Source organism: Paenibacillus sp. SAFN-117, assembly GCF_051966115.1.
GTDB classification, from domain to species: Bacteria; Bacillota; Bacilli; order Paenibacillales; family NBRC-103111; genus Paenibacillus_L; species Paenibacillus_L residui.
In genome coordinates this window covers 140,070-152,308 of record NZ_JBQCLK010000008.1, presented here as the reverse complement: position 1 = coordinate 152,308, position 12,239 = coordinate 140,070, and the positions used below count along the sequence as shown (strand labels likewise).

Annotated in this window: 12 protein-coding genes and 1 pseudogene; 5 read left to right on the top strand and 8 right to left on the bottom strand. The window is 48.8% G+C overall.

Going from position 1 to position 12,239, the window contains the following annotated elements:
* A pseudogene (locus tag ACTHRH_RS07660) lies at nucleotides 1–266 on the top strand (IS4 family transposase); the annotation flags it as partial.
* Between the two features lie 170 nt (nucleotides 267–436).
* Here ACTHRH_RS07660 and ACTHRH_RS07655 read toward each other — a convergent pair.
* Nucleotides 437–1,255, bottom strand: coding sequence for an undecaprenyl-diphosphate phosphatase (locus ACTHRH_RS07655; RefSeq protein ID WP_379286979.1), 819 nt, complete (start codon nucleotides 1,253–1,255; stop codon nucleotides 437–439).
* Between the two features lie 84 nt (nucleotides 1,256–1,339).
* Complete coding sequence (locus ACTHRH_RS07650; protein WP_150960367.1) at nucleotides 1,340–2,788, bottom strand: bifunctional metallophosphatase/5'-nucleotidase; 1,449 nt, start codon at nucleotides 2,786–2,788, stop codon at nucleotides 1,340–1,342.
* Between the two features lie 226 nt (nucleotides 2,789–3,014).
* Here ACTHRH_RS07650 and ACTHRH_RS07645 point away from each other — a divergent pair, with 226 nt between their 5' ends.
* Nucleotides 3,015–3,767 carry a DUF4183 domain-containing protein gene (locus tag ACTHRH_RS07645; RefSeq protein ID WP_379286981.1) on the top strand — a complete coding sequence of 251 codons (753 nt, stop codon included), beginning with the start codon at nucleotides 3,015–3,017 and terminating at the stop codon, nucleotides 3,765–3,767.
* A 122-nt stretch (nucleotides 3,768–3,889) separates the two neighbouring features.
* On the opposite strand, the gene ACTHRH_RS07640 is transcribed toward ACTHRH_RS07645, so the two are convergent.
* The gene (locus tag ACTHRH_RS07640) at nucleotides 3,890–5,128 is read right to left on the bottom strand and encodes a phage baseplate protein (RefSeq protein WP_379286983.1); all 1,239 of its coding nucleotides are present in this window, start codon (nucleotides 5,126–5,128) and stop codon (nucleotides 3,890–3,892) included.
* A 391-nt stretch (nucleotides 5,129–5,519) separates the two neighbouring features.
* On the opposite strand from ACTHRH_RS07640, the gene ACTHRH_RS07635 reads away from it, so the two are divergent.
* From ACTHRH_RS07635 to ACTHRH_RS07625, 3 genes are all read left to right on the top strand, one after another.
* Nucleotides 5,520–5,849: a helix-turn-helix domain-containing protein gene (locus ACTHRH_RS07635; RefSeq protein ID WP_144941524.1), complete on the top strand. Its 330-nt coding sequence runs from the start codon at nucleotides 5,520–5,522 to the stop codon at nucleotides 5,847–5,849.
* 4 nt (nucleotides 5,850–5,853) lie between these two features.
* A complete protein-coding gene (locus tag ACTHRH_RS07630) occupies nucleotides 5,854–6,294 on the top strand; it encodes an ImmA/IrrE family metallo-endopeptidase (RefSeq protein ID WP_144941522.1) in 441 nt (146 codons plus the stop codon).
* 178 nt (nucleotides 6,295–6,472) lie between these two features.
* The gene (locus ACTHRH_RS07625; RefSeq protein WP_440414871.1) at nucleotides 6,473–6,673 is read left to right on the top strand and encodes a DUF6199 family natural product biosynthesis protein; all 201 of its coding nucleotides are present in this window, start codon (nucleotides 6,473–6,475) and stop codon (nucleotides 6,671–6,673) included.
* A gap of 133 nt (nucleotides 6,674–6,806) precedes the next feature.
* On the opposite strand, the gene sufB is transcribed toward ACTHRH_RS07625, so the two are convergent.
* The 5 genes from sufB to sufC form a co-directional block, all read right to left on the bottom strand.
* Nucleotides 6,807–8,204, bottom strand: coding sequence for a Fe-S cluster assembly protein SufB (sufB, locus tag ACTHRH_RS07620; RefSeq protein ID WP_144941520.1), 1,398 nt, complete (start codon nucleotides 8,202–8,204; stop codon nucleotides 6,807–6,809).
* A 39-nt stretch (nucleotides 8,205–8,243) separates the two neighbouring features.
* The gene (gene sufU, locus ACTHRH_RS07615; protein WP_144941518.1) at nucleotides 8,244–8,666 is read right to left on the bottom strand and encodes a Fe-S cluster assembly sulfur transfer protein SufU; all 423 of its coding nucleotides are present in this window, start codon (nucleotides 8,664–8,666) and stop codon (nucleotides 8,244–8,246) included.
* Nucleotides 8,653–9,879: a cysteine desulfurase gene (locus ACTHRH_RS07610; RefSeq protein ID WP_144941516.1), complete on the bottom strand. Its 1,227-nt coding sequence runs from the start codon at nucleotides 9,877–9,879 to the stop codon at nucleotides 8,653–8,655. Before ACTHRH_RS07610 ends, sufU begins: the two co-directional genes overlap by 14 nt.
* Complete coding sequence (gene sufD, locus ACTHRH_RS07605; RefSeq protein WP_144941514.1) at nucleotides 9,879–11,177, bottom strand: Fe-S cluster assembly protein SufD; 1,299 nt, start codon at nucleotides 11,175–11,177, stop codon at nucleotides 9,879–9,881. Before sufD ends, ACTHRH_RS07610 begins: the two co-directional genes overlap by 1 nt.
* A 141-nt stretch (nucleotides 11,178–11,318) precedes the next feature.
* Entirely contained in the window at nucleotides 11,319–12,107 is a 789-nt protein-coding gene (gene sufC, locus ACTHRH_RS07600) for a Fe-S cluster assembly ATPase SufC (protein ID WP_144941512.1), read from the bottom strand.
* Between the last annotated feature and the right edge of the window lie 132 nt (nucleotides 12,108–12,239).

Here is a 12,239-nt window from a genome sequence, read left to right as displayed (position 1 = left end):
TTTCACGTTATCTGGTCATGGAATGGGAGCGACGAAATGAAAACGACCCTCGTTCTCTAGGCGGCCTGTTTTTCCTGCTCTCCGATGAAATTCGGGATTTAGACCTGAAAACTGCCCTACAACAATTGATTGCTTTCTTCATGGAGATGTCCAAAACCAAGAGCAAGCGAGATAAGTCTTCTGTTTTGAGTCAAGTCCAGCAATGGATGAGCACCTTACCCAGTTATATCAAGGGTTTGTTTGCCAATCTAAGCTGCGAAAGTTGAGTAATTAACAACATTTTCCCATTTTTTATCCTGTCAGGCAAACCGGCAAAAAAACGTAATGACCCAATTATAACCATTACATTTGTTTCGTAGAAGGCCGGAACGAAAAAAGCCCCGGCCGGGGCTTTTTAAAGGAAATCGACGGATTCGGTTGTATGCCTTCATTACGATCAAGAGCCAAATCCTCCGATAGCCATATAAATGAGTACCAGCGCAGCCAGTACGAAACGGTAAAAGGAAAAATATGTAAGTTTGAGCCTGGAGACCAATTTGATAAACGTTGCCACGGCCAACAAAGCGACGATGAATGAAACGATGAACCCTACGGCAAAGAACGGAAGATCATCCGCCGTAAACAGGCTGTAGCTTTTCAGCAGGTCGTATCCGGTCGCTGCGGCCATAATCGGGATCGCCATCAAGAAAGTAAAATCCGCTGCTGCTCCCCGGGTCGTTCCGGCCAGCATTCCGCCGGCAATCGTCGCCCCCGAGCGGGAGAAGCCCGGCCATAGCGATAGGCATTGGGCGGCACCGATAAACAAAGCTTGTTTATAGGTAATATCATCCATTGTCCTGGCCTCTATTGCAGGGCTTTGCTTCTCGGCGATGATCATAAAAATCCCGCCGATAATGAGCCCTATCACGACAGTTTCCGGCATAAACAGAAGCTTGATGTATTTATGCCCGAGGAAGCCAAGAGCCATAGCCGGAACGATACCGATCAGGATATGAAGCAAATTTAGCTTAGGTCCCGGGTTAAGCCGTTCGTTAGCCGTCTGGATGCCGAATAACCGCAGCACTCTTTTCCAATATAGGACAACCACTGACAGAATAGCTCCGAGCTGAATCGCTATTTCGAACGTATCCGCTTTTTCCCCGGTAAAATCAATCATATGGCCGACCAGAATCATATGTCCGGTGGAGGATACGGGCAGAAATTCAGTTAGTCCCTCCACTATTCCAATAATGATCGCTTTCCATAATTCCAGCATTTCTTCTTCTCCCCTCCCACTGTCCCTCGTTCAACTATTGTATTCCAATCTGACAGGCCCCATGCTTATTCCATGTAAAGAGCTTCAATCTTTCTTGCCGATTTCCCTCCAATGGGAGGCGGAGAAGCTATCCCAATCTATGCCGATGCTTAACTGGTGCTCCAATACTTCCCGCAGAAATTCGGGTAAATAATATTCGGTGCCGGTGCCCTTGCTTAAGGAAAGATATCCTACTCCAAAGGTGAACATATCCAGAGAGCCGACCAGATAATGCCTTTCGGGCTCAAGCGGGAGACCATTGATGTATATCTGCCGGATCTTATGGTAAGAAGGCGCAGCCGCATCGTAATCCACATCGATCCCATCGAGACAAAGCATGCCGAGCACCTTGCCGCGAAAGCCGAAGCCGCGGATCTCCTTGTCTATAAACTCATCCAGCAGAGACTGCTCCAGGGCAAGCGCCAAATGATCCCCCCGCAGCCAAAATTTGCAGGGATTGATCGGTGAAGGGCAGACCTGAAGAAGCCGAAGCTTGGTCACCGGCCCTTCCTCCAGCCCGCCCAGCAGTTGGCCGGCATTAATAATCCCCACCTCGGCGTCCACCCAACGGCGGACTCCGGAGGCCAGAAGATTGCCCAAGCCGGATTCCTGCCGCCAAGCTATGGTCAGCGGCCGATCCAGAGAGGTAATGGTTGTGCTCAAATAAGCCTTGCCTTGTTCCCGGCATCGCTCAATAATTTCGACCACATCCCCGGCTTCCTCATACGAATCAACCTCAATGACGCGTCCTTCTACCCGTTCCAGCTTCTTGAGGGACGTATCGTATGTCAACTCCATTTCGCCTACGTACTGTCCGAACTTGCCTGCGGCACCGATATAAGTATTCTCCACCAGGAGAGGCTCTTCCAACAGATGATGCGTATGTGCGCCGAGAATTAAATCTATCCCGGGGATTTGCTCGGCCATCCGACGGTCATTCGTCAACCCCAGATGAGAGAGAACGATAATGCTATCCGCTTCCTCCTTAAGCCGCTCCACCCATCGGGCAACGTTCGGCAGCGGGTCGTCCAGCTTCCAGTCAAGAAGCTGATAGAAATCCGGGTAGTAGGCCGTTACTCCAAGGAAAGCCACTTTCACACCGAACCAGTCCCGAATCTGATATGGCTTAAGCCAGTAGGGAAGCCGGCCCGACGGCATCATACCCATATTGCTTGCCAGCACATCGAACTTGGCCTTGGACGAATAAGCTGCCTCGAGCTGCTGCATCGTGAAGGTCAGCCCTTCGTTATTGCCGGGGACAGCCAGATTATAGCCGGTGGCGTTCATTACTTCCACATTGGCCTGCCCTTCCGTTCCATCCGTCTCCACCCGCATCCGGTCCATATGATCTCCTATATCTACCGTAATGACAGGATCAAGCGGATGACTCTGCTTGAGTTGACGGATAGCCGTTGCGATTTTGGGCATTTGTTCGAAATGGCTGTGGATATCATTCGTATACAAAACAATCAGTTTACGCCGTTCTCCTGGCATGTTACTTCCCCCTTTCGGCCGAAATAACCCATTATCTTTTTTATTATAATGGAATTGCGGCAATAAATTACACCACAATTTTCCCTGGCCGCTTACGGGGTTCACGAAGATTCGAGCCTATTTTCATAAATTTAGCCCCCTGCCTACTCTTCCTACGGATAGATGTTCAGGCTTAAGCCAAATATCAGCCATACAATAAACAAAATTACTTTAGGGAGATGTTCATATGCTTCGCAGAAAGCGCAGGAAATCAGGTCTTAAAAAGAGAGGAACCCTTGTCCGCTCCAAAAAAACCGCTCTGCGTCTTTGTCCCCCAAAGAAACGCAAAAGCGGCTTCAGACGCCACCGCATCGTTCGGAATCCGCGGTGGCCGCAATGGACTGCAGGACAGCAGGGTTACCAGGGCGATCCTGGAGCCCAAGGGCTGGCGGGAGGGATAGGACCTGGAGGACAGCAGGGTTACCAGGGCGATCCTGGAGCCCAAGGGCTGGCGGGAGGGATAGGACCTGGAGGACCGCCAGGGGCGGACGGCCTGCAGGGACCCCCGGGGCCACAAGGACCAGAAGGACCACAAGGGGCAACAGGACCTCAGGGACCCCCGGGGCCTCAAGGACCACAAGGACCACAGGGGGCCACAGGACCGCAGGGAGTCCCGGGGCCGGGAATTCAGGATGTTATTATTGTTCCGGAGGCGGCCAGATTTTTTTATGTCCCCGGCTCGGATATAGTTCTTACTTCCTCTGTAACGATCCCGTCCGCCCAATTTACGGATGATAACGGAGCTGCAGCCTCTGAGTTCCCTAAGATGGGATTGGCTAATTACAGCAATCTCTTCATCAACGGAATGATTCAGGAGAGCAGCTTGTATAATATCAGTTCCACAGGTCTAACTATTTCGGCAACACGAGATACTATTTATGCCGGGACTCCCATTGCCCTCGAAATCGTACAATTTTCAACTCGGATTATCCAGCAATAACCGAGACTGGGGTGAGAATGCCCGTTTGACCTTATCATGAAAGTATCCCCCGCCGAGTTTTTACAGCAGAGGATACTTTTATTTTCCTTCCTATAACAGATTAAACCTTCATGGGGGCGAAGTTAGACTTTCGTCATATTCAACTCAAACCATGGAGATGCGGTTCCCGCAGCCGAGACGGATCTTACAAAAGTTGTGGCATGAACGCTGGAATTCCTCGCCAAAATTTGATGAACCCCGTAATTCACTCCGCTTCCTGCATCACCGCCGGAAACATACAGCCACCAGCCGGCCACGTTCTTCATGGGATGATCGGCCATTAAGTTCCCTTCAGCCGTCGTCATATAGTAATAGCCGGGCTCTTTAATTTGGGCTATGGATTGGACTTTGCTCATATTGATCCTCTTTGCTCTATTGTCATGCCTGGTAAGGGGCACCGGTTGAACCCTTTCTCCGGCCAAGCCGAGAAATTTCTGAACCCCGATATTGTTGGATAGGGCGAAAAGTCTCTGTCTGCGTCTTCCTGCCAAATCTCCCACGATAACGGTCAGCAGCGTTTTGTATCCTGTATTGGGATCGGTATACAAGAATAAACCTTCCGGCTCCCCAAAGCCTTCGACATAACCGCCGCTCGGTGAATAACCGACAGGTCTGTTTATCTCCTCGCTGATCTTTCCCGTTGTGAGATTTACCCGGTACAAATGAAAGTCCTCAGCATGTTGGCCAAAGGTCACATAAAAGTCGGCTCCATCTAAGGCAAGACCTTGTAAGATTTGACTATTCATATCGGAAGTGAATAAATAGGAATGAACCTTGGTGTTGAAATTCCCGTTTTTAGCATCGCTGATTTTATAAACTTCAAGCTGGCTTACCGTAGATCCGCTTGTTGTATCTGTAATTCTCATAGCGAGCAAATTGTTTTTAGGGTCGGTAAAAGCGCTTTGATATCTGCTTGGATTAGGAAATTCCTTCAGCTTCCGGACCCGGGAATCGTTAATCGAAATCGTCGTATCCGGCAAATAAGGCACTCTGCACAGCCACTGTGTTACCAAAGTGTCATTGGCATCGACATCCATCATGTTGGTCCAGATGTAGATTTGGCCCCCATCCCTTTCAATACCGATGGAGGTTCCATGACCTCCGTTTTTAAAAATCATGCTGTCCAAGTATTTCCCGCCCAATGAAGTGCGAGTCACCACAAAGCTCTCATAATTCCCGCCGAAACCGTTGTACACTTGAGTAGCGTAAATCTCTCCCGCCACCTCGTCAATGGCCAAACCTTGGTTGACCGTAACATTGGCCAGCTCCAAATCAAACAGATATAGATCCTGGGCATCCGCTGCCGAAAATAATTTTGACATTAGAAATCACCCTTTCCAAAATTTTCAAGTAATTTACTTTAACAATTTGTCCTCATTGTGGCCATCAAGGCCTTCAATTCTGACCTCCTAAGCTAGCTCGGAAAAATCCGACGATGCTGCATAACTGACCTTCCGGGCTCTTTGATGCGCTAATTCTTAGAGATTTCTCCCTCGTATTGCGCTTTTCACCCCTTCCGATTTTAAGTTAGAAACATTCTCACTCCTTTCGGTATTCAATTTCGTATCACAAGTTCATGATATACTCAATTTCGTATTAAGTCAACATAAAAAATAAATAAAATTACGCAATTGAACATTTCTTTTTCAGTTACAAACAAGTATAATTAGGATACAAGTACGGAATTCCGATATTGATTGAAAAGGGGATTCAATGGTGAAAAGAGCGGAAGTATTGAAAAAATTGATCGATCAAACCGGTTTAAATACTAAGGCTTTTGCTGAAAAAGCAGGTATACCCTATACAACGCTAAGGTCCATATTAATGCGGGGTGTGGGGGGAGCATCTGTTAATAACGTAATCAAAGTGTGCCGGGCGCTAGGGATTACCATTGAGGATTTGGAGGAGATGGCGGCTAATGACAACGGCAGCATCCAAACGATCGCCGCTCATCATGACGGAGAAGATTGGACCGCAGAAGAATTGGAGACGATCCGCAAGTTTAAGGAGTTTGTAAAATCTCAACGCAAGCCACAGGGGTGATTGCATGCTGTATGACAAGCTTCTTAAGGAGACCGAAGCGAGAGTTTTCGAAGTGGACATGCCTTCCACCATTAAGGGACTGTACGCAGATAACGTAATTTGGATCAATAAGAGCATACCGACAAGCACCGAAAAAGCATGTATTCTTGCCGAAGAGAACGGGCATTATCACACATCCATCGGCAATATACTGGACCAAAGCTCCATTCCTAACCGCAAGCAGGAACAAAGGGCACGGACCTGGGCCTACAGAAAACTAATCCCTCTTTCCTCCTTCGTACAGGCTCATAAGCAAGGGATTCATAACCGATATGAGCTTGCCGAATACCTGGAGGTTACGGAAAGCTTCCTCGAGGACAGCCTAAAGCGCTATCAGGAAATTTATGGGACGCATACGCAATGGAAGTGTTTTACGATCTATTTTGATCCCCTGTTAATCTTATAGATCTTTAGGAAAATACCCCTTTAGGGTTCCTTCGAGGATACGCGGGGAATTTCATCAATTGATTTTTGCAATATTCCGAAGTCTTTGGAATATTGTTATTTAATTTTCTAAAGGAACCTATTTTTCGCCGATCCGTAATTATTATTAATCCGTTATAAGCTAGGGGGGCTTGATTTCTATGATTTTCATGAGCATTTTTCTTATCCTTGCAGGATTATTAATGCTTTTCAAGACTAAGCTGCTCTGGAATCTTACTGAAAAGTGGACATCTAGGGATGCTACCGAACCATCAGACCTCTATCTATGGAATACACGCTTTGGCGGGATAGTGTGTTTTAGTATAGGTGTTGTTGGTATCTTCGTCCAAATCCTATTGTAAAAATAACCTTCGTCCCTCACTTGAATTCCAATCACCGATCATTAAAGAAAATTAAAAGGAGGCGAACTTTAAAGTTCGCCTCCTTCATTATACGAGCGGCACAAACGATTCCGGCCGATAGGTTTGTAAGATGTTACCCGATAGAGCCTTCCATTTCGAATTTAATCAAACGGTTCATCTCTACGGCGTATTCCATTGGAAGCTCCTTCGTAAACGGCTCGATGAAGCCCATTACGATCATTTGTGTAGCTTCCTCTTCCGACAGGCCGCGGCTCATCAAGTAGAAGAGCTGCTCCTCGGAAACTTTGGATACTCTCGCCTCATGCTCCAGAGTAACATTATCGTTCTTGATTTCGTTATAAGGAATCGTATCGGAGGTAGACTCCTTATCCATAATCAGCGTATCGCATTCGATATTCGCTTTGGACCCTTGGGAATTCCGTCCGAAGGAAGTCAGACCGCGATAGGATACTTTTCCTCCGTGCTTGCTGATGGACTTGGATACGATCGTCGAAGTCGTTTCCGGAGCCAGATGATGCATCTTCGCCCCGGCATCCTGATGCTGTCCGCGGCCGGCTACGGCAATGGACAGAACCGAACCTTTCGCTCCGCGTCCCTTCAAGATGACTGCCGGGTATTTCATCGTCAGTTTCGACCCGATGTTGCCGTCTACCCACTCCATATTGGCGTTCTCTTCCGCAACGGCACGCTTCGTCACCAGGTTATAAATGTTCGGAGCCCAGTTCTGAATCGTCGTATAGCGGACACGGGAGTTCTTGAGGCAGAGAATTTCAACCACTGCGCTGTGCAAGGAGTTCGTGCTGTAAATCGGCGCGGTACATCCTTCTACGTAATGGACGAAGCTGTCCTCATCCGCGATAATGAGCGTTCTCTCGAACTGACCCATATTTTCGGAGTTGATCCGGAAGTAGGCTTGCAGCGGAATTTCGCATTTGACGCCCTTAGGTACATAGATAAAGCTTCCCCCGGACCATACAGCGCTGTTCAAAGCTGCAAACTTGTTATCGGACGGAGGAACGACCGTACCGAAATATTTGCGGAACAATTCCGGGTGCTCTTTGAGAGCGGAGTCGGTATCCATGAAGATAACGCCTTGGTCTTCCAAATCCTTTTGCATATTGTGGTATACAACCTCGGACTCGTACTGAGCGGAAACTCCCGCCAGAAACTTCTGCTCCGCTTCCGGAATTCCGAGCTTGTCGAAGGTTTCCTTAATTTCCGCCGGAACCTCTTCCCAAGTCTTCCCTTGCTTCTCGGAAGGCTTGACATAGTATTGGATATCATCGAAATCGAGTTCATCCAGATTCCCGCCCCATCTCGGCATAGGCATCTTGAGAAACTGCTCCAAAGATTTAAGACGGAATTCCAGCATCCATTCCGGCTCATTCTTCATGCGGGAGATTTCGGTTACGATTTCCTTGGACAACCCTTTTCCAGTTTGGAAAACGGCCTTATGCTCGTCGCGGAAACCATATTTATACTCTTCCAGTTCAGGCATTTTCTTAGCCATCTTCGATTCCCTCCCATATTGGGTAATATTTATAAACGGTTATTGATTGGCCTTGTCAATTCCTTTGCGCAGGGCATTCCAGGCGAGAGTCGCACATTTGATCCGTGCCGGGAACTTGTTGACACCCGAGAGTGCCTCAATATCCTCGTATTCAAATTCGACGTCCTCCCCCTTCATCAGATTGGAGAAGTTCTCCGCCATAGCCAGCGCTTCTTCGAAGCTCTTTCCTTTGATCGCATCGGTCATCATAGACGCCGAGGATAAGCTGATTGAACATCCTTCCCCCAGAAAACGCGCGCCTTTAACGATTCCATCCTCAAGCTTCAATTGCAGGGAGATCCGGTCGCCGCAGCTGGGGTTATTCAGATCAATCGTTATACCGCCATCTTCGAAGCTTCCGCGGTTTCGCGGGTTTTTATAATGGTCCATAATCACTCTGCGGTATAAATCATCCAATTGCATGATCAAAGTACTCCTTTGTTTTTATTAAAGCTTTAACCAAGCGATCGATATCTTCTTCCGTATTGTAGAGATAGAAGCTGGCCCGGGCCGTTGCCGAAACGTTCAACTGCCGCATAAGAGGCTGGCAGCAGTGATGCCCGGCGCGAATCGCCACCCCTTGGGAATCCAGAACCGTTGCGACATCATGCGGGTGGATATCTCCCAGGTTAAAGGTAATCAGCCCAGCCCGATCGGAAGAAGGGCCGTAAATGACCAGATCCTCCACTTCGGACATCCGATCCCATGCCGCCGCGGCGAGCGATTTCTCATGCTTCTCGATATTCTCCATTCCGATATCGCTCAGGAAGTCGATCGCGGCGGCCATTCCGACGGCGCCGGCAATAATGGGAGTTCCTCCTTCGAACTTCCAGGGAAGCTCCTTCCATGTGGACTCGTACAAGTCCACATGGTCGATCATTTCGCCGCCGAATTCGATCGGCTCCATCTGCTCGAGCAATTCCTTCTTCCCATACAGTGCCCCAATTCCGGTAGGCCCACACATTTTATGGCCGGAAAATGCATAGAAGTCACAATCCAATTGCTGGACATCGACCTTCATATGAGGCGTGCTCTGGGCCCCGTCCACCAGCACTTTGGCCCCATGACGGTGAGCTATTCTCGCAATGTCCTCAATCGGATTAATCACCCCTAGCACGTTGGACACATAAGTTATGGCAACGATGCGGGTATTGTCGGTGATGGTGTTCTCCACATTCTCCAGACGGATCGTTCCGTCCGGTTCCATCGGAATATATTTCAGTGTAGCTCCGGTCGCTTTGGCCACCTGCTGCCACGGAATGAGATTGCTGTGATGCTCCATCGGAGTAAGGACAATTTCATCGCCTTCTCCGCAAACACTGCGGGCATAGCTGCTGGCCACCAGGTTAATGGCCGTAGTTGTCCCGCGTGTAAAAATAATTTCCTCGCTGGATTTCGCATTGATAAATTGTCTTACCTTGTCACGCGCCCCTTCATAGGCATCGGTAGCCCTGGAACCGAGAGTATGCACTCCCCGGTGCACGTTAGCATTGTCCATTTCGTAATAGCGTTTGAGCGCTTCTATGACCGGAGTCGGCTTCTGTGAACTGGCGGCGCTGTCCAAATAAACCAAGGGGTGACCATTCACTTCCTGATTCAGAATGGGGAACAGCTCGCGAACCTGTAAGAGACTCATTATCGCAGCTTCCTTTCAACGACTTGACGCAGGCGCTGCTCCAGCTTCTCCAACGGAATCTGAGAGACGATAGGAGCGAGGAATCCGTAGATAATCAATCTCTCTGCGTCTTGCCTGCTGATTCCACGCGTCATCAAATAATGGATATGCTCCGGATTGACCTGGCCAACGCTGGCCGCGTGGCCCGCCATAACCTCATCTTCATCGATTAACAATATCGGATTGGCATCCCCGCGGGCTTGCGGGCTGAGCATCAGAATCTGCTCCGCTTGCTCCCCGTTAGCACCGGTTGCGCCTTTCTCGATTTTCGTAACCCCGTTGATGATCGCTGTCGCTTCATCACGCATGACTGCGCGAGTGCTCATCTCGCTGGTCGTGCGCTTGCCGATATGAACGGCACGGGTGGTCAAATTCAACGATTGTGCTTTCACCCCGACACAAATCACTTTGGCATCGGAGAAGGAGCCTTCCCCTTTAAGAAGCGAAGTGGTGTCCGATATTCCGTTGCCGTTATTCATCTCTCCGACAACCCACTCGATAGAGCCGTCCTTCTCCACTACCGCCCTGCGGTAAGCAATGTCAACCGTCCGTTCTCCCATCTGATGTACTGAGGAGAAATGAACCTTCGCCCCCTGCTTCACAAACACTTCCACGACGACGTTGGAGACCTGCTCTCCTTCCTGCTCGCGGGATACCAGGCTGTCCGTAAAGATGACAGAGCTGTTGTCTTCCGCCACAATTAAAATGTGCGAAGAGTAAGCCGCATTCACGCTGTCCGCCAAGAAGAAGGATTGGAACGGGATTTCGGCCGTTACATTCTTAGGAACGTAGAGGAAGACTCCTCCGCTCCAGGAAGCCGCGTGCAAAGCCGCAAATTTATGCTCTTCAATCGTAACTGCCTTCATAAAATACGGTTGTACCAAATCGGCATGCTTCTGGATGGCCGTATTCAGGTCTGTGAAAATGACGCCTTGCGAAGCCAGTTCTTCGGGAAGCCGGCTGAATACTTCCCCCGAGCTGTTAAGAAAAACAAGCGGGCCGGTCTGTTCGTCCATCAAGGACTTAGCCGCTTCGGGAATCTCCTGAATCACCTGACTCTTGCCCGCTTGGGCATGGGAATGCAGCGATTCTAAATTCCAGCGGTCGATTCTCGTCTTCTCTAATTTAGGGTATTCCAATTGTCCTGCCAATTCCAGCGCCTGCAAACGAAGGTTCGTCATCCATTCGGGTTCGTTATTGACCCTGGAATGCTCGATAACGGAATTGCGGTCGATTGGAAGAATGGTCTGCGTACTCATCTATATTCCTCCTGCCAGCTTGCCGACTGCAAGCTTCTTCTTTGCTTTATCCGATCTTGTTACGAATCGTGTTATTGAAGAAAAATCAGTGAACCGGGTTCATGGCGGCCTGCGGCCGACTTAATTCGAACAGTCAGTAGCTTAGGCTTCCTGACCAACCGTTTCGTCTACAATACCAAGCTCTTCCTTAACCCAATCGTAGCCGTCTTTCTCCAGGCGTTCGGCAAGCTCAGGTCCTCCGGACTTGACAATGCGACCTTGCATCATGACATGGACATAATCCGGTTTGATATAAGACAGCAAACGCTGATAGTGGGTAATGATGAGGAAGCCGCGTTCTTCGCTGCGCATCGAGTTGACTCCGTTCGCTACAATGCGGAGTGCGTCGATATCGAGGCCGGAATCCACCTCGTCCAGAATGACGAGACGAGGATCGAGCATCATCATCTGTAAAATTTCGTTTCTCTTCTTCTCTCCGCCGGAAAACCCTTCATTCAGATACCGGTGAGCAAACTCCGGATTCATCTCCAGTTCTTTCATCTTGCCTTCCATTTGGCGAATGAATTTGATGAGAGAAATTTCATCGCCTTCCTCACGACGGGCATTGATTGCGCTGCGCAAGAAATCGGAATTGGTCACACCGGAAATTTCGCTTGGATACTGCATGGCCAGGAACATTCCGGCTCTTGCTCTTTCGTCCACTTCCATTTCCAATACATCCTGACCGTCTAAAGTAACACTTCCGCCGGTAACTTCATATTTGGGATGGCCCATCAAAGTGGAAGCGAGCGTACTCTTCCCCGTACCATTCGGTCCCATAACCGCATGGACTTCTCCACCCTTGATTTCCAGATTAACTCCCTTGAGAATTTCTTTCCCCTCGACGGTTGCCTTCAATCCGTCTATAGTAAATTTGACTGCGTTTGACATGTAACCATTACCTCCACAGTTATATTGATTTTTTGATGATAATTATTCTAAATGATAATCAGTGATTCTCATTGTAACTTATATTATAGCTTACTTCCACAAATCAATAAAGTGTGTACCGTTTATTTTAAC